The 22828-nt window shown below is 60.2% G+C and carries 15 protein-coding genes; 6 read left to right on the top strand and 9 right to left on the bottom strand.

Features of this window, described 5'->3' with window-relative positions; genetic code table 11:
• Positions 1 to 29: 29 nt before the first annotated feature.
• From QMG56_RS04225 to phhA, 4 genes are all read right to left on the bottom strand, one after another.
• Positions 30 to 794 (bottom strand): hypothetical protein, encoded by a 765-nt coding sequence (locus QMG56_RS04225; protein ID WP_281821332.1) that lies wholly within the window; start codon positions 792 to 794, stop codon positions 30 to 32.
• Positions 781 to 2784, bottom strand: a complete 2004-nt coding sequence (locus QMG56_RS04230) for an adenylate/guanylate cyclase domain-containing protein (RefSeq protein WP_281821334.1) — start codon at positions 2782 to 2784, stop codon at positions 781 to 783. The genes QMG56_RS04225 and QMG56_RS04230 overlap by 14 nt, the downstream gene beginning before the upstream one ends.
• 6 nt (positions 2785 to 2790) lie before the next feature.
• Entirely contained in the window at positions 2791 to 5874 is a 3084-nt protein-coding gene (locus tag QMG56_RS04235; RefSeq protein ID WP_281821336.1) for a CHAT domain-containing protein, read from the bottom strand.
• A gap of 176 nt (positions 5875 to 6050) precedes the next feature.
• On the bottom strand, positions 6051 to 6911 hold the full coding sequence (gene phhA, locus QMG56_RS04240) for a phenylalanine 4-monooxygenase (RefSeq protein ID WP_281821337.1): 861 nt from the start codon (positions 6909 to 6911) through the stop codon (positions 6051 to 6053).
• Positions 6912 to 7044: 133 nt separating this feature from the next.
• Between phhA and QMG56_RS04245 the strand changes: the two genes are divergently transcribed.
• Positions 7045 to 7458, top strand: a complete 414-nt coding sequence (locus QMG56_RS04245; RefSeq protein WP_230186673.1) for a hypothetical protein — start codon at positions 7045 to 7047, stop codon at positions 7456 to 7458.
• Between the two features lie 3 nt (positions 7459 to 7461).
• Here the strand turns inward: QMG56_RS04245 and QMG56_RS04250 are convergent, their stop codons facing one another.
• The gene (locus QMG56_RS04250; RefSeq protein WP_281821339.1) at positions 7462 to 7905 is read right to left on the bottom strand and encodes an Lrp/AsnC family transcriptional regulator; all 444 of its coding nucleotides are present in this window, start codon (positions 7903 to 7905) and stop codon (positions 7462 to 7464) included.
• Between QMG56_RS04250 and QMG56_RS04255 the strand changes: the two genes are divergently transcribed.
• The 5 genes from QMG56_RS04255 (at position 7888) to QMG56_RS04275 (ending at position 15098) form a co-directional block, all read left to right on the top strand.
• Positions 7888 to 8187 (top strand): hypothetical protein, encoded by a 300-nt coding sequence (locus QMG56_RS04255; protein WP_281821340.1) that lies wholly within the window; start codon positions 7888 to 7890, stop codon positions 8185 to 8187. The genes QMG56_RS04250 and QMG56_RS04255 overlap by 18 nt on opposite strands.
• A gap of 68 nt (positions 8188 to 8255) precedes the next feature.
• Positions 8256 to 11315 carry a TonB-dependent siderophore receptor gene (locus QMG56_RS04260; RefSeq protein ID WP_281821341.1) on the top strand — a complete coding sequence of 1020 codons (3060 nt, stop codon included), beginning with the start codon at positions 8256 to 8258 and terminating at the stop codon, positions 11313 to 11315.
• Between the two features lie 129 nt (positions 11316 to 11444).
• Positions 11445 to 13040 (top strand): amidohydrolase, encoded by a 1596-nt coding sequence (locus tag QMG56_RS04265; protein ID WP_281821342.1) that lies wholly within the window; start codon positions 11445 to 11447, stop codon positions 13038 to 13040.
• A gap of 88 nt (positions 13041 to 13128) precedes the next feature.
• Positions 13129 to 14715 (top strand): amidohydrolase, encoded by a 1587-nt coding sequence (locus QMG56_RS04270; protein WP_281821344.1) that lies wholly within the window; start codon positions 13129 to 13131, stop codon positions 14713 to 14715.
• Positions 14716 to 14792: 77 nt separating this feature from the next.
• Complete coding sequence (locus QMG56_RS04275; RefSeq protein ID WP_230186678.1) at positions 14793 to 15098, top strand: hypothetical protein; 306 nt, start codon at positions 14793 to 14795, stop codon at positions 15096 to 15098.
• 372 nt (positions 15099 to 15470) lie between these two features.
• Here the strand turns inward: QMG56_RS04275 and QMG56_RS04280 are convergent, their stop codons facing one another.
• Genes QMG56_RS04280 through QMG56_RS04295 form a run of 4 tightly spaced genes read right to left on the bottom strand, consistent with a single transcriptional unit; the run spans position 15471 to position 22708 of the window.
• The gene (locus QMG56_RS04280; protein WP_281821345.1) at positions 15471 to 16655 is read right to left on the bottom strand and encodes a GIY-YIG nuclease family protein; all 1185 of its coding nucleotides are present in this window, start codon (positions 16653 to 16655) and stop codon (positions 15471 to 15473) included.
• A gap of 1 nt (position 16656) precedes the next feature.
• Positions 16657 to 18726: a DEAD/DEAH box helicase gene (locus QMG56_RS04285; RefSeq protein ID WP_281821346.1), complete on the bottom strand. Its 2070-nt coding sequence runs from the start codon at positions 18724 to 18726 to the stop codon at positions 16657 to 16659.
• On the bottom strand, positions 18723 to 19889 hold the full coding sequence (locus QMG56_RS04290; RefSeq protein WP_281821347.1) for a hypothetical protein: 1167 nt from the start codon (positions 19887 to 19889) through the stop codon (positions 18723 to 18725). Before QMG56_RS04290 ends, QMG56_RS04285 begins: the two co-directional genes overlap by 4 nt.
• Positions 19886 to 22708, bottom strand: coding sequence for a DNA methyltransferase (locus tag QMG56_RS04295; protein ID WP_281821348.1), 2823 nt, complete (start codon positions 22706 to 22708; stop codon positions 19886 to 19888). Before QMG56_RS04295 ends, QMG56_RS04290 begins: the two co-directional genes overlap by 4 nt.
• Between the last annotated feature and the right edge of the window lie 120 nt (positions 22709 to 22828).

Raw genomic sequence — 22828 nt, forward strand, 5'->3', positions numbered from 1 at the left:
CCGCTTGGGTCTTTATATGTCTCGGCCAATCACGGCGCGTCGGGCGCCGGATCGGGCAGTGCCACTGTCTCCACCAGCAGGGCAAGTTGCGCATCGCATTTCTTTGCGATCAGCGTCGATGCCATGTTTTCCAGCCCGCCTGCACTGGCACCCAGCAAGGAGAAGCCGATATCCACCGGCTTGGCCAGACCGGCCCAGTTCAGCCGATAGCTGGCGCCCTCAGTGACCGGCAATGCAGCCGGCCAACCGGCCACCGCTTCGCCTGCGCCAAAGGTCACTGGCGCGCTGACACCGCCGTTGATCGGAGTGATCGTCAATGTCACGGCGCTGCCGATATCCGGGCGCCACAATTGGACATTGGCGGGATCGGGGACGCAGGCCGTGGACGGCTGGCTGATGTCGACATACCACAGGTTCGGGCTGCGCGGCGCCGGCGCGTCTTCCTCTACGCCGCCGCGTACGGCCCCGGTGCGTGCGCGGCGAACGCGCTTGGTTTCCAGCAGCGACGCCAGCGTGTTGCGGCTGTCGGTGCCCGCGCTCGCCTGCGCCGTCAATCCGAAGGTGCCGGGCCCGCGCAAGGTCCGCGTACCGCGTCCATCGAGTAGCGTCACGACATCGCCCGCTTTGAGCGACAGCGTGCCGCTATCGGCCAGCTTCTTGCCTGGGGGATAGCCCTTGGCCGATGGCCCAGACGCGCGGACCACGATTGTCTCGGCTGCTGCAGGCATCGCCGTTGCGGCGCCCAGCGCCAGCATCATGGCGATACCCAGTGACGTTTTTCTACCCCAAAACATATGCGTCTCCATCCTCGGTCTGCTCGATCCGATATAGCAAATGTGCCAAAGCGGTGTCCTGTGGATGTCGCATCACAAGTGCGATCAAATCCTGCAGAGCACCGGCCCTGTCTTCTTCTACCCGTTTCAATATCGTGGTTAAGTGATCGCGATCACTGGCCGGAAAATCGGGCACAGGTTCGAATATTTCGACCGGCTTGGCGCGCCCGCGCAAGATCACCCGCCCCATCGGTCGCCACCATTCCAGCCCGGATCGCTCCATCGCTTCGCGGCTGGCCATCATGTTGGAATGCAGCGATTTGTTGGCCGCCTCCAGCCGCGCGGCGGTGTTCATGCTGTCGCCCAGCGCGGTATATTGAATGCGGCCTTCACCGCCGAAATTGCCGACGATCGCCTCACCGTAATGCAGGCCCACGCGCGTCTTGCCGATGGGCGGCACGCCATCGGGAATGTCCTTGCGGAACGCTTCGCCCGCTTCCCACATCGCATAGGCGGCCTTGGCGGCGTTCATGCCATCGTCGGGCCGAGAGATCGGCGCGCCCCAGAACGCCACGACGGCATCGCCCACGAACTTGTCGATGGTGCCGCCATGCGCCAGCACGACGTCGGACAGGCTGTCGAGATAGCGGTTGAGCAATTGCGCCACCATTTCCGGCGCAATGGCGTGCGACAGCTTGGTGAAGCCTTCCAGATCGGTGAACACCACGAATATTGCGCGCTTCTCACCATGCAGCGCCAGCTTCTCTGGCTCCTGCAGGATCTGCGCGGCAATGTCGCGGGGCAGATATTTGCCCAGCGCCGATTGCGCGAACCGCCGCTGCTGAGACCCCACCGCGCGTGCCGCCGATCCCACGGCCGCGAATGCCAGTATCCAGCCCAATGCCCATCCGATGGCCGGCACCCCTTGCGTATCCCAGCCGCTGCTCTGGAACCAAAACGGCAGCCCGCCGAACAGGATAGCCTGCACGATCAGATAAGGCGCAAGCGCATACCAGCGCAATTCGGTCAGGCTGGTGAACCCTGCCGCCAGCACCGCCAGAAAGGCGATGCCCCACAGCAACCAGCCGGGCACCCGCGTCAGTGCCGCGCCGTCCAGCGACTGCGCCAGCATGTTGGCGTGCACTTCCAGCCCGATCATGGATTTGCCGGTCTGCGCCGACATCGGCGTTTCGAACTGGTCGTTATCGACGATGTCGCCCCCGATCATCACATGCCGTCCGCGGATCTGATCGGCAAAGGCGCTGCCGACGGAGGGATCGGCGAACAGATCGATGGGGAAGGACGCAAAGACCGGGCGGTCGGGATCGGTGGGCAAGCGGTATCGGATACTGCCGCGATATTTGGTGAAGGCGGGGGAGGGGGCCATTGCCTGCACCAATATCGTGGGCAAGGTCGCCAGTTGCGCCGGCCAGCTTCGCATCACATTATCTGCGTCCGCCTCCAGCCGGATGCTGGATGGCTTCACCTTTTCGGTACTTACGGCCTTGAAGAAGCTTTCAAGATATTGCTGCTGTTCGTAGATAATCTGGTCGACGTTGTCCGTTATTCCGGCATAGCCCAGATAAGTCGGCGTCTTCATCGCGCGCAGCGCCGCGATCAGTTCGGCGTCTTCATCCTGCGGCTGGTCGATCAATATATCGATGCCGATGGATTTCGGCCTCAGCGTGTCGAGGTTACGCAAAGCCTTGGCCAACAACGCCCGGTCCAGCGGAGAGCGTTTCCGCGTCGCGATCAGCGTCTGGTCGTTATACACGACCAGCACGACGCGCGGATCCTGATCGACGCGCGGCGCAAAGGCCGTCATGCGAAAATCATAGAGGGACCGTTCGGCATCCCGAATGACCGGCACGTAATCCCAGCTAAATCGCGCACAGAGCAAGGCGACCAGCAACACCGCCGCCGTTGCGATCAGCCGCCACCGACCGGCATCCTGCAGGATGCGCGTTGCGCGATATAGCCAAGATTTGGCCGGTTTTCGGTTCTCGCCCACGAATGCCTAGCGCTGCGCCACGGTCGCTGGAGCCACCAGCGGACGTGCGCCATCGCCGATGATCGCAAAGCCCGACCAGTAGAAGGGATGCGAGGTATCGGCTTCGTCCATCAGCGCGATTTCGGCAGTGCGCAACGCATCGGCGACGCCCATGCCGCGCGGCGCGGAAAACAGACCGCTGATCAGCCGCTCGGTCGCCTTGAACTCTTCCGGTGCGGGCCAGTGGCTGGCGATCACCGACCGGCCGCCTGCGCCGATGAACGCGCGCACCAGCCCGTCGAGCGCACCGCCGCCGCCAGTCAGCCCCGCCGACTGCGTCGCTTCCCGGCTGGCCTTGCCCGCTGTGTCGCAGGCGGACAGGATCACCAGATCGGCATCCAGTTTCAGGTCGAAGATCTCGCTGAACTGCAGCAAGCCGTCCGACGTTGCACTGTTCCCGAAACTGGTGAGCAAGGCAGGGCGCGCCGGGCATTGCGCGCGCGGGGCCGTTACCAGACCGTGGGTGGCGAAGTGCAAAATGCGGAAATCGTTGAGATTGGTACGCGCCATGATCGCATCGTCGGTAAATGCCTTGCCGGTCAGCACTTCCGACCCGTCGAGGCCGACTTGCTTGGCCGCTTCGCGCAATTCGGTCGCGGCGATGGGCTTGTTCCATTCCGCGGGCGACCAGTTGCAATTGGGTCCGACGGTTTGAGACGCAGACCGCGTCAGGGCAACGGTCCGCATCGCCGATACCGGCGCATTTTCGCCAAAGCCGATATAGTCGCGCGCCGCTGCCGATGCCGGTGCGTTGCGCGCATCGCGGAAGGCCCGCGCCGACAGCGCGGTGCTCACGCTATGCTTGCGGCCCAGCCAGTCGATACCCCGGAAATCGAACTCGGTATCGGGCTTGGCGGCAACGCGCTTGTCATACGCATCGACGCCTGCCTGACTGGCGATCAGCAGGTTGACGGGCAATTGCAGCATCGCGCCATCGGGCTCGAAAATCAGATGCTCGACCCCGGCCAGCCGACTCTCGACGGGCGCGAACAGGTCGATATACAGGCTCCGTGCCAAAGCGACATCGAGCGGATAGGTGGCTTGCACGCCATTGACCGTGGTCGAAATGGTCTCGCGGATCGCGGCCACTTTTTGCTGCAGCGCCGCTGCGCCGACACCCACGCGATAGCCCGTTGCACCCTGCCGATCGACCCACACTGCATAAAGCGAATCGCCAAGCTGCGCCATCTTCAGATAGGCTTCGCCGGGCTTGAGCACCGCCTGCATATCGGGCAGCGTCAGCACATCCTTCGCCACCGCGCGATATTGCGGATAGGCGCTCAATGATGCCAGCGTCGTCGCCTGCTGCTCACCCAGCGATTCGATATCCCGCTGCTGCGCAACGATCTGCGGAGCAATCGATGGATCGCTCGCCTGCAACAGCGTCAACTGCGCCAGCTTGATCCGCGCCCGTTCGATATCGCGCGCCAGCGAGACCGATTGCCGGAACAACCGCGCCGAATCCCCCGTGCCTGCCGACAGCTCACGGCTCAGCACTTCCAGCGTATCGGCCGCGCCGGGGCGCACCAAAGTCTGCGTCGCCCGGAAAAGGTCGGCGGTCAGTTCGGGCCGGTTAGGAATTTCTTGGGCCAGCAGCGCGAACCACGGCTGCAACTGATTGGACAGGCCCGTCAGCGCATTATGGTTCTCGGTCGTAGAGGCAATGATCTGGCGATAGAGGACAATCGCATCGTCCTTCCGCCCGCGCCGCACGAGAAACGCGCCCAGCCGTGCGCGCGCGCCGTTCAGCGCTACCGTCTCGGGATATTGCACCGCGAGCAAGGTAATGCCCTGATTGAGCAGCGTTTCCGCCTGTCCGAAATTGCTTTCCGCTTCATAGGTAAGCGCGATTTCCGCCAGCAATTGCGCGCGCAGTCGGGTGATCGATGTGACGCGCCCCTGCCGGATCGCCATTGCATCGGTCAGCGCCTTGTTCAGCGTCGTCCGCGCCTCCGCCGGTTTGCCGGTCACGCGCAGCAACGTGCCGCGCAACTGCTGCGTCTGTGCGTCGATAATGGCTGCGCGTTCTTCCGGTGACAGCTTGGTCGATTGCGCGGTGCCCAGCGCCTGTGTCGTCGGTACGCCGCTGTTGATCTCCGCGGCAATCATCGGCGTCACCGAAACGCCACCGGCCTCGTCCAGCAAATCGCGCGGCGGATCGGTCAGCGGCTGGTCGAGCAGTGCCAGTGCACCTGCATAATCGCGCTGGTTAAGCCGATGCATCGCTTCGAAGTTGCGCCGCAGCCGGATCTGCACTCGGTCGCGTGTCGCTATTCCATGTGCTTGCCCGAACAATGCATCGGCCTGCGCAAATTCCCCCATGTTGGAAAGTTGCAGTGCGCGGTTGATGACATATTCGTGGGCCAGCGCCGCGCGTTCGGGTGCACCCAGATTTGCCGCATCGGGGGCATTGGCCAACCGATCCTCAAGGCTGTCGAAAAACTCCGCAGCTTCGGCATAATTGCCCGAATTGTTCCGGCGATATCCCTCCGCGAGCACTGTTTGCGGGTCAAGGCTTGCGGCCTGCAGTCGCGCAAACGCCGTCATATCCTCGCCACCCAGTGTCGCGATCTCGACCGGTCCGTCGACGATGCGGTCGGTAACGATCGTGCGCAGACCCAAATCGAGTGCGCTGGCATAGCTGGCAAAACCCTGCGCGACATAAGTCGTCTTGCCTCGCGTCAGGCGAGCGATGCGATAAGCAGTCCCGTTCCCTGCAATCCGGCAGTTGCGGAGCATCACCGGCCCCAGATCGGGGAGCGTTATGCTACCCTCGGCGCTGCATCCTAATGTCGCTCCACGGGATTTCGCCAGCCTGTCGAGCAGATCGGCATCGCTGATGTTCGCTGGCAGGCGCAGGGCATAGAGCCGCCCCACCGGCTGCGCCGAATCGCGGCAGGCAATCGTCCATGCCCGATCGAACATGCCGCCACCGGCGGGATCGTTGATCTTGTTCTGCGCCTGACACAGTGCGCCACCGCCGCTGCCAATGCGGAAACTGTCCATCAGGCTGGGTCTGGCCGACTGCGCGCCTACAGATGCAGGCAGCATGAGTGAAAATGCAGCGACCCCCGCTGCCATTGAAAATCGTACGCGCTGCACCGCAAGTCTCCCACTTCTCCGGCGGACTTTGTCCTGCCGAAGACCCTGACGCGACGCCCTGTTTTATTAGTGGCAGGTCAATAGCGCGCCCGTGCCCAAAGCCGCAAGCGCAAATGGAGCCGCCGCTACAGCGACGCTGCGTTTTTGGCGTAGGCTTGCGTACCGCGCGTCAGCACCACGTCGCCGTCGATCACGGCATCGGGCGCCAGGTCCGGCTCATCTTCCAGCGCAGCATATAGAGGCGCGAAGTCGGTCTCCATCGTTTGCCGCAACAGATCTTCGAAACTGTCGATCACGAAATAGCTCTGCTGATAATCGTCGATCCGATAGTCCGTCCGCATCAGCCGCATCACGTCGAAGCCGATGCGGTTGGGTGAAGCGTCCTCCAGCGCGAAGCGCGATTCGCCGTAGGACGACACGATCCCCGCGCCATAAAGCTTCAGGTCGCCGCCTTCGCGGATCAGGCCGAACTCGACCGTGTACCAATAGAGCCGCGCCAGCTTGTGCAGCGCGCCAAAGCCCAGACTGCGCAATCCGCCCTGTCCATAGGCTTGCATATAATCGGCAAAGGCAGGGTGGGCCAGCAGCGGTACATGCCCGAATACGTCGTGGAATATATCCGGCTCTTGCAGATAATCGATCTGGTCGGGCGTCCGGATAAAACGCCCCGCGACGAACCGCCGATTGGCCAGATGATCGAAGAAGACCTCGTCCGGCACCAGCCCCGGCACGGCCACCACCTGCCATCCGGTCTTGCGCATCAATCGTTCGGACAGTTCGTCAAAATCCGGTATCCCCGGTTTTGTCATGCGCAGCACGTCCAGCCCGTCCATGAACGCCGACGTTACCCGCCCCGGCAGCATTGCGGATTGCCGCGCGAACAGCCTGTCCCACATTGCATGTTCGCCCGCCGTATAGCGCGCCCAATCCTGCGATATCGTCCAGTCGGGCGCAGCTTCGGGCGGGCGGGTCAGGTCTGTGCTCATGGCTGTTGGTATGGGGAATAAAGTTTCATTTGTCACTACATCTCGGCGAAGCCTGAACGGGAATTGGTCAGCATGCGTTCATGCGCTATCGGGTAGGAACGACAATCATTTCGCGTTCCGGAAAGGTGACGACATGCGTATCTTGCCTTCGATGATTTTGGCCACGGCACTGATGGCAGCGGGCGCGCAGGCGCAGGCGGCGTCGCGCGATACCCCCGAACAAAAACTGGCGAAGGCCATCGAAGGGCGTACACCCGGCAAGCCGGTCAATTGCATCAATTCCCGCGACATTCGCTCGACGCGCATCATCACCGGCACGGCGATATTGTACGAAACGAATAACGGCACTGTTTATGTCAACCGTCCGGTATCGGGCGCCAGCAGCCTGCGGGATGGCGATGCGCTTGTGACTCGCACATCGATTTCTCAGTTGTGTAACGTCGACATCGTTCGGTTGTTCGATACTGCCGCACGGTTCGAGCGTGGATCGGTCGGCCTTGGCGAATTCGTCCCGTACAAGAAGGTCAAATCCGCTGCAGCGAACTGAGGCTTATCGCTTCTGAAATATGGTCGGGGGGTTCGTCCGCCGCGCGACTTCCCGCATGACGAAGCTGCTGCGTATCTTCGATACATGCGGGAGTATCGATAGCTCCTGGCGATAGATCTTGTCATAATCGTTGAACGACGTGACGTGGATCATGATGATGAAATCCGTGTCCCCAGAAACGAACCCGCAATAGGACATGGACGGGCATTGCACGACGGCCTGTTCGAATTCGTTCAAGACATTCTCCGCCTGTGAATTGAGTTCGACGGCCACGAACACGACGCCGCTGAACCCCAGCGCAGCCAAATTCACCGACACATTATAGCCGCCGATAATACCGGCTTCCTCCATCAGCTTGCGACGACGCGCCACCGCGCTGCTCGACAAGTTGATTCGTTCGCCCACCGACACGTCGGATGCGCGACCGTCTTGGGACAATTCCTTCAAGATTCGAAAATCGATGGTATCCAGCGTTATTGCGATGGAATTCGCCAATATTTCCTCCAAAGCCGCGTAATTTCGGTCTCGATCTACGAATATCTGCATCAAAACCATAATGGGCGCAAGGCGCGTGCCGCTGTGTTCCACGCTGTCTCCGGGCAGGTGGAGGAAATAGCCGGCAAGTTCGTTAGGCTAATCAGGAAACAATATTTCCAGCTTCAATCTGATGACGAACACGCCATGTCGGGGGGCGAATATTCCCCGGCCCGCAAACAAGAAACGCAATAACGCCGTCAGGCGACACGGGAAAAGGATGTCGGAAGGCCAGCATTATTGATCCAGGGGGATAAAATAATATGGGCGTTCTGCAATATTCAACGGTAACAAGCCGTGCACAGACCAAACAGCGCGGTAGACTGAGCCTGCTCGCAACTATCGGCACGGCCGCCTTCTGCCTTGCGGCGCAAACCGCTGATGCGCAGGATGTAGCTCCAGCACCTGAAATTGACGAACCTGCGTCGGAATCGATGGACATCACCGTCACCGGATCGCGCATCGTCCGCGATGGCTATGACGCGCCGACACCGGTCAGCGTCATCAGCACCAAGGAACTGAAGTCCGAAGCGCCCGCCAATATTTCCGACTTCGTGAACACACTTCCGGCGGTGCGCGGTAGCGGCACCGCGGCCAGCAGCAACGGATCGCTCTCGAACGGTGCTGCGGGTATCAACAGCGTCAACCTGCGCAACCTGGGTGCGAACCGCACCTTGGTATTGTTCGACGGCCAACGTTCTGTCGCATCCACAACCACGGGGCAGGTCGACGTCAACACCTTCCCGCAGGCGCTGATTGCGCGTGTCGAAGTGGTGACCGGCGGCGCGTCCTCCGCTTATGGGTCGGACGCCGTATCGGGCGTCGTGAACTTCATTCTCGACAAGGAATTCAAAGGTTTCAAGGCTGAGTATGAGCATGGCGTCACCACCTATGGCGATGGGCCCAACCACAAATTCAGCGCCACGGGCGGCAAGGAATTCGCTGACGGCAAGGGCCACATCCTGCTGAGCGGCGAATATTTCACGCAAAAAGGCATCCAGACGATTGATCGTGACTGGAACGAAAGTGGCTATTTCCTGGCCAATAATCCGGCCTACAGCGCAGCAACCTGTCGCGATGCTGCATCGCTCAACACCCCCTGCGTACCGGAATATATCGTGTCAGACGGTATCGGCACCGGCCAGTTCACGCCCGGCGGCTTGATAACCGGCGCTATGGTTCCCAACCCCAGCCCCACAGGTCCGCGTTTCATCCCCGCAACTGGCGCAGCTTTGGCCTCAGTGTTCGGCAACTATTTTGGCAGCGTCAATCCGGCAACCGGCAAGGCGACGGTCAATCAACTTAACTTCGGCGCCACCAGCGGGCAGTGGATGCTCGGCGGCGACACCGACATCACGACCGCAGGCCATCGCGGCAGCGCAACGCTGCTGCCTTCGGAAAGACGCGCCAGCGCCTTTGGCCGCGTAAGCTACGAATTTTCACCTGCTTTCGAGTTGTACGGCCAACTGTCGTACAGCTACTACACCGGCAAAAGCTTCTATCAGCAGACCCCGACAACCGGCGTGACGATCCAGCGCGACAATGCCTATCTGCCCGACTCCGTGCGTGCAGCGATGGTCGCGAACAACCTCAGCTCGATTCAGATCGGCACCAGCAACGTCGAAATTCCGCCGCAGGGCAGCGATAACGAGCGTGAAGTCGGCCGCTATGTCGTGGGTGCCAACGGCGATTTCGGTGTGTTCGGAAAGGAATGGAGCTGGGACGCTTATTATCAATACGGGCAGACCAAGACACGTGAGCTGCTGACCAACGCTTGGAATATCCAGCGCATGAATCTGGCCACGGATGCCGTCGTCGCGCCGGCCGGTAACGCAGCGGGCATCGCAGCAGGCACCATCGTCTGCCGCTCGACCCTGACCAGCCCGACCAATGGCTGTATTCCGCTGAACCGTATCGGCGTGGGCGGCGCGTCTCAGGCGGCGGTCAACTATGTGCTGTACAACGACATCGGCGCACAGCCGCTTCGTACGCAAAATCTCAAGCAGGAAGTGGCGGCGTTCAACTTCTCCACCAACAATCTGTTCGATATGTGGGCTGGGCCAGTCTCGATCGCCTTTGGTGGCGAATATCGCAAGGAATCGGTGACCGGCTTTGTCGATCCGCTCTTTCAACCGAGCGTCTCCAACGGTGTAACCACTGGCACCTGGATCTACGGCAACTATTTGCCCACCAAGGGCCGATACAATGTGAAGGAAGCCTATGTCGAAACCATCGTGCCTATCTTCAAAGGCATGGATTTCAACGGCGCCTTCCGCATCACCGACTATTCTACTTCGGGTACGGTCAAGACCTGGAAGGCTGGCCTGACATGGCAGGCGATTGACGACATCAAGTTCCGCGGCACCGTATCCCGCGACATTCGCGCGCCCAACCTGTCGGAGTTGTTCGCACCGGGCACGGGCCGCACCAACACCGTCAACGTGCCGCAGGCGAACGGCACGGTCGCCGCGAACCAGTTCAACGAGTCGACTGTCGGCAATGCCAATCTGCGCCCCGAAGTCGCCAAGACTTATGGCGCAGGTGTCATCGTAACGCCCACTTTCCTGCCGGGTCTTGCTCTGTCTGTCGATTATTACGACATCACGCTGAAGGATGCGATCTCATCGTTGACGGCACAGACTCTGACGGATCAGTGCTATCTCCAGAACATCGCAGCGGCCTGTACGTTCATTTCCACCACGGGCGGTCGCGGCGTCACGACACCGGGCCTTGCCGTCACCAGCATCGAAATCAAGCCGACCAACTTCGTCAGCGTAAAGACACGCGGTATCGATTTCGAAGCCAGCTATCGCCGTCCCGCTTTCGGTGGCAACATCACGCTCCGCGCCCTTGCCAGCCGTGCGTTGGAATTGACCACCAAGAACGGCGTGACGCTAGATACCGATAGTGCAGGCGAGAACACCGGAAGTCTGCCGGACTGGACCTACCGTCTGACCGCTGGCTACGACAATGACAGCATTGCGTTCCAGTTCGTCGGTCGCGGCGTCAGCGGCGGTGTCTACAACAACAATTATGTCGTCTGCTCGACCGATTGCCCCGTCTCTACAGCGGATAATCGCACCATCAACCGGAACAAGATCCCCGGTGCCTTCTACCTCGATTTCAACACGAGCTACTCGTTTGAAGTCAGCAACGCCAAGATGCAGGCATTCATATCGATCCGCAACATACTCAATACCGATCCGGTCAATGTCGGCAACGGCCCGACCGGCAACAACACACCTGCCTATCCGCAGACCAATCGCAGTCTCTACGATGTGCTTGGCCGCGTATTCCGCATGGGCGTTCGCCTGGCGATCTGATGTGGAGCAGCACGCCGACCGGGCGCTCTCCCCTTCTCGCCCGGTCCGGCTCTGCCGCATTTCCCTGAACGTAACTGTCGCTCACAACGGCCTGGCAAACGGGCCGATTTCTGCCCCGGAGGATGAACAATGACCCTGACACGCACGACATTAATGGCCAGTTTGCTGGCGACTGCCGCATTGGCCGCGCCGTTCCAGTCCGCCCATGCCGAGGCCAGCCCGAAGCTGAAAAAAGAAGCGATGGCTGGCGTCGATGCCCGCGCAAAGCTGGTGCAGGAAATGGTGGATTCCGTGTTCAGCTTTGCCGAACCGGGCTTTCAGGAATTCAGGACTTCGGAATATCTGACTGCCATTCTCGAAAAGAACGGCTTCACCATCACGCATGGCGTCGCGGGCATCCCTACGGCGTGGACGGCAACCTGGGGCACCGAAGGCCCAATGATCGCGCTGGGCAGCGACATCGACGGTCTGCTCGGATTGTCACAATATCCCGGATCGCCGGTCGTAAAGCCAATGGTGGAAGGTGCGCCGGGTCATGGCGAAGGACATAACTCCGGTATGCCGCTCATCGTCGCCGCCGCGCTGGCGACCAAGGATGTGATGGTCAAGAACAACATCAAGGGTCGGTTGATGCTGTGGCCGGGCGTCGCGGAAGAATTGCTGGCGACCAAGGCTTATTTCGTGCGCGCTGGCATGTTCAAGAATGTCGATGCGTCGATCTTCACCCATGTCGGATCGAACTTCGGCACAGGCTATGGCGACAGCGGCAATAACGGCATGGTCTCGGTCGAATATACGTTCAAGGGCAAGACCGCGCATGCTGCCGGACAACCCTGGTCCGGGCGCAGCGCGCTGGACGGCGTCGAATTGATGGATCTGGCCTGGAACATGCGGCGTGAGCATCTGCCGCTGACGCAGCGGTCGCATTACGTCATCACCAACGGAGGCGGACAGCCCAATATCGTGCCGGGCGTCGCCTCTGTCTGGTATTATTTCCGCGAACAGAATTTCAAGTCGATCCGTGCGCTTTACGAAACCGGCACCACCATCGCCGAAGCGGCCGCCAAGGCGACCGGTACGACCGTGACCAAGCGCATTCTGGGCTACGCCGCACCCAATTTCGGCAATAAGCCGATGGCCGAAGCGGCGTACAAGAACATCCAGATGGTCGGCCTGCCGAAATGGACGGCGGACGATCAGGCATTCGCCAAGGCCGCGCAGACCGCCAACGATCAGCCGATTGCACCGCTGCCCACCACAATCCCGCCGCTTTCTACCCCCGAAACACGCGGGCCGTCTATGGGCGGCGGGTCGGACGATATTGGCGACATCATGTGGACGGTGCCGACCATCACCATCCGCTTCCCCTCCAACATTCCCAGCATGATCGGCCACAATGTCCAATCCGCTTTCGCGATGGCGACGCCGATTGCACACAAGGGCGCGGTTGCCGGTGCCAAGGCCGTGGCGCTGACCGTGCTCGACCTGCTGACCACCCCCGCGCTCATCGCAAAGGCGAAGGAGTATCAGCAGACCGTCCAGTTCAAGGACGAGAAATACGATCCCGTGCTGACCGCAGAGGATCAGCCCGCCATCCACCTCAACCACGATATCATGGTGCAGATGCGGCCGAAGATGGAGAAATTCTACTACGATCCGTCGAAGTACAGCAGCTATCTGGAACAACTCGGCATCACCTATCCCGACCTCAAGACCGGCAAATAAGCACTGACCAACCCCCGGCGGATCGCTTCGCCGGGGGCTTTGCTGTCTTTCCCAAAGCTGCCGCCCACATCTACCGAAAGCGCCTCTCATGACCAAAACCCTTTCCTCCTGCGCCGCCCTGCTTCTCGCCGCCAGCGCCTTCACCGCGCCGCAAACGGCCTGTGCGCAGGCCAGTCCCGCGCTGAAAAAGGCAGCCATCGTGGAGGTCGATGCCCGCGCAAAGCTGGTGCAGGAAATGGTCGATTCGGTGTTCAGCTTCGCCGAGCCGGGGTTTCAGGAGGTCAAGACGTCGGAATATCTGACCGGCATTCTTGAAAAGAACGGCTTCACGATCACCCGCGGCGCCGCCGGAATCCCGACGGCATGGACGGCGACATGGGGGGAGGGCGGTCCGCTGATCGCGCTCGGCAGCGATATCGACGGGCTGCTGGGCCTGTCGCAGGCACCCGGCTCCGCAAAGATCGTGCCGCAGGTGGAAGGCGCGCCGGGTCATGGCGAAGGGCATAATTCGGGTATGCCGCTGATGATTGCTGCCGCGCTCGCTGCCAAGGACGTGATGGTCAAGAACAACATCAAGGGCCGCCTGATGCTGTGGCCCGGCGTGGCAGAGGAACTGCTGGCGACCAAGGCGTTCTATGTCCGCGATGGCATGTTCAAGGGGGTCGATGCCTCGATCTTTACCCATGTCAGTTCTGGTTTCGGCACCGGCTATGGCAATCTGGGCCTCAACGGCATGGTCTCAGTCGAATATACCTTCCACGGCAAGACTGCGCATGGCGCTGCGCCGTGGAATGGCCGTAGCGCGCTCGACGCTGTCGAATGGATGGATGCTGCCTGGAATTTCCGGCGCGAACATCTGCCGCTCAGCCAGCGGTCGCATTATGTCATCACCAATGGCGGTGGACAGCCCAACATCGTGCCGGGCGTCGCCTCGGTCTGGTATTATTTCCGCGAGAAAGACTTCAAATCGATCAAAGATCTGTTCGCTACCGGCAATACCGTGTCGGAAGCGGCGGCGCAGGCGACCGGCACTACCGTCTCCCGCAAGGTGCTGGGCTATGCCGCACCCAATTACGGCAACAAGCCGCTGGCCGAAGCTGCCTATGCCAATATTCAGATGGTCGGAATGCCCAAATGGAGCGCCGCGGATCAGACATTTGCCAAGATGGTCCAGACCGAAAATGATTTCAAACTCAAACCCCTCGACAGCCAGATCACGCCCCTGTCGACACCCGAGACGCGCGGCAGCGCGAACTTTGGCGGGTCGGATGACATCGGCGATGTCATGTGGACGGTGCCCACGATCACGATTGGTTTTCCGTCCAACATTCCCAACACCATCGGCCATCATGTGACCTCGGCAATGGCGATGGCGACGCCCATCGCGCACAAGGGCGCCGTGGCAGGCGCAAAGGCTGTCGCGCTGACCGTCCTCGACCTGATGACGACGCCTGCGCTGATTGCCAAGGCAAAGGACTATCAGCAGACCGTCCAGTTCAAGGACGAGAAATACGATCCCGCGCTGACGCCGGAGGACAAGCCCGCCATCTTCCTCAATACGGAAATCATGTCGCGGATGCGCCCAAAGATGGAGCAATTTTATTACGATCCGTCGAAATATGGCAGCTATCTGGAACAGCTGGGCGTCGCCTATCCTCCCATTGCGCCAAAATGATCGGAATTATGCGCTAATCAGTGCTGCGACGCACAAAAAGCGCTGGACATCCGCGTCGCAGCGAACAATTTGAACGCATGGATACGAACCGCATCTTTTTCGAGGCCATCGCGCTGCGCAAATGCGTGCAGGCAACTTATAATCGCACCGTCGCGATGCTGGCTCCGCACATTCTCTACACACGCCATGACGAGCTGTATCTCGACGCCGTGACCGTCGAACGCGAAGGGCAGCCGCCCCGTGAGTTAAAGCTCGGCACGTTCAAGCTGGCCGGGCTTAAGGATGTCCTTATTACCAATACCCCGTTCGACCGTATGCCGCTCTACGATCCCAAGGACCCGAAATATGAAGGCGTCACTGTCTTCGCTGTCGATCCGGGCTGATCCCGTTTTTCACGCCGGAATATAAAAACCCCGCCAGTGCGCTGCACGGCGGGGTTTTTAATGGTGGGCGTGGCAAGGATTGAACTTGCGACCCCTGCGATGTCAATGCAGTGACAGGCGTCATATTTCGGCTGACTAATCAACACGTTAGATGATACGGCGGATGCGCTTGCCCAGCATTTGCTCAAATCGCCCATCAGTCGCAGCTCCTTTGATTCAGAATCTCACGTCGGCCGCACGCGGTCAATCCATCGCTCTGTTTGACTTAATACAAAAATTAACGGCCGATCGTCGCTTCCGTTACGATGCGGATAGCCTAGCCAGGCCTCCTCCAAGCAGCAGCTACACCTCATTTGTGTGTTCGAAGAGGCTTCAACCGGTCCCATTCACCAGGGCCGCATGCGTGCGGTCATAGGTATAGTCGACAAGTGTTCCGTCCGCAATGCGCTGCACGATCTCATCGATTACAGACAAAGGAACAAGGAACCACTCGCGCGGGCGCACGAGCTTTCCAAAGCGATCCGGAATCTCGACTTCGAACCGCACGTTTTCGAGGACGTGGTGGATGAGCCGTTCGAGACGGGGTCGATTGACGTCGAACAGTTTGTAAGTTGCAACAACGTCAACGCCGGCGAGAAGATACGTTGCGTCGTCGAGAGCTCCGGCAATCCGCGATTCGACCGAGCCGCCGGTTATGCCAATCTTGTGGATCAGATCTCGGTGCGCGGCGATCTTAGGATGGGTCGACCGGCTGCGCAGGACATAGAGCGTTCCGGTGAACAGGAAGTCAGGGTCATCTGCTGCACCATCGAACAGGGGCCCCGCATCCGGCTCGGTCACACGGCGGCCGCTCTCATCCTTGTAGAGCGCTCGCTGGAGCGACCAGCGCAGCAGATTGCTCTCGGTGCCGTTCGAATAGATCACGCGCAGCCGCGCGTCATTCTGTCCATTAGGAGCTTTGGTGAGATCACCGACCTCGGCTACATAGGCGAGTTGGCCGCGCAAGATGAAGAAATCGCTCTGGTCGATCCCGGCGTCCCGACCGAACGGTCGCGTAACTCGCGCGCCTGACGCTAGATCGGCCTCGATGCGGTCGAAAAGCGGCTTAAAGATCGCGAAGTCCTCGCACCGCTCAGCGCTCGCGATTTCCTCGGCCGCTTTGCGCTCGCTATTTGAGCGAACGTTGCGCAGCTGTGTGATGTCTTCGGACGTCGACGCGTCGTCGACGCCCAATTCGGCCAGCAGCGCGCTATCGTCCAGATCCTCTAGCGGGGCGGGGGCTGTCGCACTGCCGCCCCCCAAAAAATTGTACCTGTCCATCTCGGCGAGTAGCTCGTGGCTTTCCGGCAGCGCGCGCAACTGACCGAGCCGCACCGCGTAGATACGCTCGAAGATTTCACTGCCCTCTCCATGCTCTGGCGCACGGCCATGCTCCTGGCGAAACTTAATGATGTCCTCGAAGCCGGCGATAATACGCTCCTCACGGGGCGTGCGCGCGCGATCCTCCTTGGGTGCCAGATCGACGCCCAACTCGGAGAGAATATCAGCGTCGGTCATCTCAGGCATTGGCGGCGGCCCGGGCGCGATAGCGGGCGAAAGCGGCAACACCCTCGGCAAGCTGACGCTCCCAGGGGTCCTGCGACGTAACGTCGGGCGCGCGGCCGCGCTCGCGCTTCCATTGCACAGCGCGAACGGCATAGGCGCGCGCCTCCTCCTCGGAGAGCGTCGTCTTCCGGGCGGTGATCGCCGCCTGCACCTGCCGCAGCAGACCCGCATTCATTGCCTTGGCGAGGATGGCCACGGCCGCGTCGAAAGGATTGATGTGGTCGATCAAGTCGATGTCGAGTTCGCGCACGTTCATGAATTTGCGAACGCCATCGACAAATGACGTGTTCGCGTTGAGCTCGCCCGTTCCGTCGTCGCTTGCCGTCTCGCTGATGACCTTTGCCGCCTGCTGCGTGATGTTTAGCGCAGCGATGGCATGTTGCCGGACAGCTTCCTGATCTGTGTCGCTGAGCTCAGGATAGCGCTCGCGCACAATTTTCCCCATCCGGACAACAGTCAGTTCTTCGGGCACCACTTCAGGGTCGAACAGGCCGCGCTCGATCGCCTGCTTGTCTTGGATGAAGCTGGTTATGACCTCGTTCAGGTCTTCCTGGCAGATGCGCTTCGCCTCGGGTGTGGTCGGCTCGACCAGTCCCTTCAGCTCGAAGTGAAACTGGCCGCGTTCCTCGTTGACGCCGACATTAGCCTCGCCTTCGCGATAGCCGCCGGGACCATAATCGAAGCCTTCCTTTGGACCGACATACTTGGCCGTGAACTCAAAGCGCGGCGCCAACACCTGCTCCATCAGCAAACTCGCTGCGATCGCTTTGAGCGTGTCGTTGACGGCATCGGCCACAAGGTCGTCGGCGGCGGCAGGCTCGGCAATCAGGTTAGTGAAGCGGGCCACCGTCTTACCCGGCGCATCGCGCGTGGCGCGTCCGATTATCTGAATTATCTCGGTCAGGCTTGAGCGATAGCCGACCGTCAGCGCGTGCTCGCACCAAATCCAGTCAAAACCTTCCTTGGCCATACCGAGCGCGATGATGATATCGACGTGATCACGATTGGTGCGGGCCTCGGTGCTTTTAAGGGCTGATGACACGCGATCCCGCGTAGCCGGATCGTCATCGACCAGATCGGCAACCTTGATCGTGTTGCCCGCGGCCGTCTCGATCAAGTGAAAGCCGGTGGCCGGGTCAGGCCCGATCCACTTTCCAAGGTGATCCATGATCTCCTCCACCTCGCGGTGCTTGTCCTTGGTGCTCTCACGCGAATTGACGCTGGGAATATGAATGATTGTCTTGACCATCGGGTCGAGTAGATCATTGATTTTGTCGATATAGCGCCCGGTGTAGAAGCTGTAAGCGATGTCGAGCGTCTTGAGATACTCATAGCCGTTCAGCTGCTCATAGTATGTGTAGGTGACGGTTGTGAACTTGGCCTCGTCCTCCGGGGTCAGCACAGCGACAGCATCGCCACGGAAATAGCTCCCTGTCATCGCGACCAGATGCACCTTGTCACGCGTGATCAGCTGGCCGAGCAGTGCGCCCAGCCGGTTGTCTGGATCGGCCGAGACGTGGTGGAATTCGTCTACCGCAATCAGCCGGCCGTCAAAGGCCTCAATCCCCAGTTCGGCGAGCGCGAAGCGGAAGGTGGCGTGTGTGCAAACCAGCACCGGATCGCCGCTGGCAAGAAACTCTCCGACTGCCTTCACCTTCGATTTAGCGACTTTCACGTCGTCGGCGCCGGGGACGTTGCACATGTTCCAATGCGGCTTGACCCTCCAGTCTGCCCAAAAGCCATACTTGCTCAGCGGCTCGTCGGCGAAACTGCCGCCGATCGATCGCTCCGGCACAACGATTATCGCCTGCGTGACGCCCTGATTGTGCAGCTTGTCGAGTGCAATGAACATCAGCGCGCGGGACTTGCCCGAGGCGGGGGGCGACTTGATCAGCAGATATCGCTCGCCACGATGGCTATAGGCGCGGGCCTGCATCGGTCGCATGCCGAGTTCATTCGCTTTGGCCGACGCACCGGTGTGTGCAGTGGCGAGGCTGATGCCGGGAATGGTGTGTGTGGTCACTTGCTCTTCTTTTCTGCCGCTTCGACACCGCGCCGCCAGGCGCGCTCCACCTGATCCTGGTCTGCGAGAAAGAACTCGCCGCCCAGGGATTCCCCATATCGCTCAAGCCAGTCCTTCATGACCTGCTCACCGGCGAGCGCCGGAACTGAGGACGGGAATGGCTCCCGGCCCTCAAGGAAGGTCGAGCGCTCCACCGACCAGCGAAAAGCGCATTGCGGCAAGGTCCGATTGTGGTCCTCGCACCGCGTGGAGGGGCTCCGCGATAAGCCGACCTTCACAATCGCTCGATCTTCCACGTCACGACCCATTGCGTGATGCACATTGCCGTCAAGCCGTAGAACGTATAGGTGCTTTGGCCCTTCCGCTTCGCGCACCATATGCGGGGTGCTTGAGACGGGCCCCGGCTGGCTCGGCTTCAGCACGTCTGCAGCGGGGCCTGCGGCGGCGTGATGGATGGTCCCGCCGCCGAACACCTCCACCTCTTCGAAGTCCAGGTCGAGCAGGCGCATGGCTTCAGTGCGGTCCAGCCGCATGCCCTGTGCGCCGATCACCTGCCCACGACCGGGCGTGAAAGTGATAGGCGCAAATTTCGCAACGGTCGGCCTAGTCTCCGGTGTCACGCGCCAGGCCCGCACCGCCTGCACAGCGTAATTCCACTTGCCGCGACGCTCGAAGTTAGCCTGCTTCTCCTGCCATGCATGCGGGGTCATGAATTCTTGCGCGTCGCCGATGCGATGGCTGACCTGCTGAACGCCCAAGATTTTGCCACGCTCGTTCGGTTGACCGCCGGACGCCGCATAGATGACCACCAATGCGCCCGGCTTGCTGCGCCGAATGAAACTGTCGCGCATGCGTTCCTCAGTAAAGCCGAGAAAGCCCCAGTTGCGCGGCGCGAAGCCGTAGAAGCTCGTCAGCCACGCATCTGGCTGCTCCGCACGAATGATATCCAGCGGACCGGGTAGCTCGACTGGATGCGCCCGTTGAAACGCTTTTACCGAGCCATACGAGCTGACGACGAGGGTAGATACGATTTGGCTCAGGCTTTTTTCACCAGGGTCCCAGCCGTGGTGAGCGAACAGGGCTGGAAGGCCGCCATAGTCACGAGCCGCGATGGCCATTATTGCCTGCCGGTCCCAGCCCGGTCGTCGGTCAGCGTCGCTCATGCCGCTTTCCGACCCTTGCCTGGCTTCGCTCGACTCTCAGTCATTTTGGTATACATCTCAAACAGCTTTTCCAGCCGCTCGGTATCGTTGCGGAAGCGGCGGCCGATATAGATGCGCTCCAGCACCTCGTCATTCTCCTCATGTGCGCGGCGGAGGTCAGTTGAAATCTCATCCAAATCGTAAACGTTGGCGATTGAGGACGGAAATTGAGCCTCGCGTGCTAATAAAATGTTTTCCGCACATCGCTTCAGGTCCGCTTTGTCCTGATCAGTCATGATCGGTGCGGGAAATGTATTCCATCCAAGAATGTTGGAATATGAATAATCGTTACGCAGATGTCCGCAGACCGTTGCGATCCAACATAGGTGTAATCTGGAAGTAAGGATAGCTAGGGTCCACAATGGGCCACCAGCTATATAGAACGCCTTATTGGAAGGAATAACATCCTCTCCTGCTATACCGCAGGGAAGATACGGCCTGTTAACCGATGAAACGATGGGCACGAAGATTTTGCTCGGATCGTCACCCTTGCGCTCTCGAAATTGATACGGTCTTTCGGCTAATTTGTTTACCGCGACATCCGTTGTTTCGATCCGATCCCGCCTAACACGCTCAATGCGCTCTCTAATATCAGGAAAGGAACATGCCTCCTCAACATCACCGTCCCCTAACCAAAGGCAGTAACGCTCTACCCCGTTGATGAACTGGGTAGATCCGAGAAATCGCTTAAGGAGGCGTGAGGGAAAGCCGCTCTGCACGAGACGTTCGTGCTCCGCGAAATCCAGCATCAGCCCTTCAGATTTCGAGTAATATACTCCGTAATCCATTTTCGGCAGCCCGGATAAAGATGACCTTTCAGCGCTGACACCTCGGATGTTATGATGAGTCAGGTAGGGATTTATGTATTCCACCTCCTGCACTATATCATCCGTCGTGATCGTTCGCCGGCCGGACGCACCAGAATCGAGCCCTACGATCACTACCGTCACGCCCGCTTTATTTGCGGCTAAGTTCTTCCATTCGAACGACGTATGGGCAAACCGGATAGCAAGGCCGCGATCAAATATAAGTTGCCACGTGATGGCTACCTGCTGCCCTTGGCAGAAACTGTTGGTGGCAACGAAAGCAAATGGGGCGGCGCAATGGGTATTGTAAATGGCGGCCTGCATAAACCACGCGCCTACGTAGTCTACGTTCTTCCAGCTTTTTGAAATGGGTGAAAATACTCTCTCAAGGTCGGACTTTTGATCAAGAGACTGCTTGCGCGTTCCTGAGAAGGGAGGATTGCCGCAGATATACGTTTCGATCGTATCCACCCTTGCGAGGCCATTGTCCTCCAACAACAGTCGTCCAGTCGGGCCAGCAAGATCATGCTCCGCCGCCACGGGTATCGATTCCGGCGGGCAAATTTTTAACCAATCCAGTCTCAAGGCATTGTCGACTGTGATCTGCCCCGTCTTGTGCAACGGCAGCACGATCGCACGCGCCTCTTGCTGACTAAGGTAGAGGCAGTCCGCCTGGAATTCGGCAATTAGCAGCGCGAGGCGGGCGATCTCGGCGGCGAAGCCCTTGATCTCGATACCGTAGAAATTGGAGAGGGGGATGACGCTGCGGCGCTCGTCCAGCTTCAGATTGGCCTCGCCGCCCAGCCGGTCCACGATCTCCGCCTCGATCGCGCGCATCTGCTTGTAGGCGATGACGAGGAAGTTGCCCGATCCGCAAGCAGGGTCGAACACCCGGATGTTCGCCAGCCGCTTGCGCAGGTTGCGCAGCTTCTGCTTGCTGTCGCCTGCCGCCTCTAATTGCTCGCGCAGGTCGTCGAGGAACAGCGGGTTTAGCACCTTCAAGATGTTGGGCACGCTGGTATAGTGCATGCCCAGCTCGCCACGCTCGCCATCGTCGGCGACTGCCTGGATCATCGACCCAAAGATGTCCGGGTTGATCTCCTTCCAGTCGAGTTCGCCGGCACTGAGCAGATAAGCGCGGGCGGTGCGGCTAAACCGGGGGCATTCGCCAGCAGCAGTGAACAGCCCGCCGTTCACGTAGGGGAAGACGTCGGCGTAGGGGCGGATGCCGGCGGCGCGGCGGTAGCGATCGTCGAAATTGCCCTCGTGCTTGACCGGCGTCTCCATCGCCAGAAACAGGTGCTGCAGCACCTCGTGCGTATTGCCCCATTGCGCGTCGCCGCTGCCGTGCCCGGCCTCCGACATCTTGGCCACGGTGGAGGTGAACAGCCCCTCGCCGTTGAAGATGCCGGTGTCCTCGGCGAAATAGCAGAAGATCAGCCGCGCCATGAACTGGTTGAGTTCGTGCCGCCGCTCCTCGGTTGCCCAGTCCGGATTGTCGTTGAGCAGCGTGACGTAGAGCTTGTTGAGCCGCCCCGTCGCCTTCACGTCGACGGGATTGTTTTTGATCTCTTTGACAGTGGAGATGCCCGCGAGCGGCAGAAACGTCGCGAAATAGCGCGGCAGGTCGGCATAGGCGCAGGCGATCACATCGCCGCCGACCAGATCCTCGGCCTCGACGGTCTCGCCATCGGTGGTGAGGATGAACTTGGCCTTCTGCGACACAGTCTTTGGGCTGGCGCGCAGGGCCGCCAGCGTGTCCTGCACCTGACCGGAGGGCGCGACGGCGATGTGAACGTTGTTGCGCTGGAGGACCCCGCCAATGTCCGACTGGTTGCTGTCGCCCTTGCGAAGGCGGTCGACGGTCGTCTTCTTCGCCCCGAAGGCGGTAATGAACTGAAATGGAAACTCTGTCGCTTCGAAGGGCTGGGCGACAAGCTCGGATACGGCTTCTTCGATTTCTACTGCGTTCATTGAATTGCTCGGTTGGGGCCTGCATCCCACTGATGCCCCCCGGTCAGATAGTGTGTATAGGGCGGATACGCGCCACAGTCACCGTCGAAGCTGCTTACCACTGTAATCGCGCGAACTCGG

The organism is Sphingobium sp. BS19 (assembly GCF_027925545.1).
In the GTDB taxonomy this organism is placed as follows: Bacteria; Pseudomonadota; Alphaproteobacteria; order Sphingomonadales; family Sphingomonadaceae; genus Sphingobium.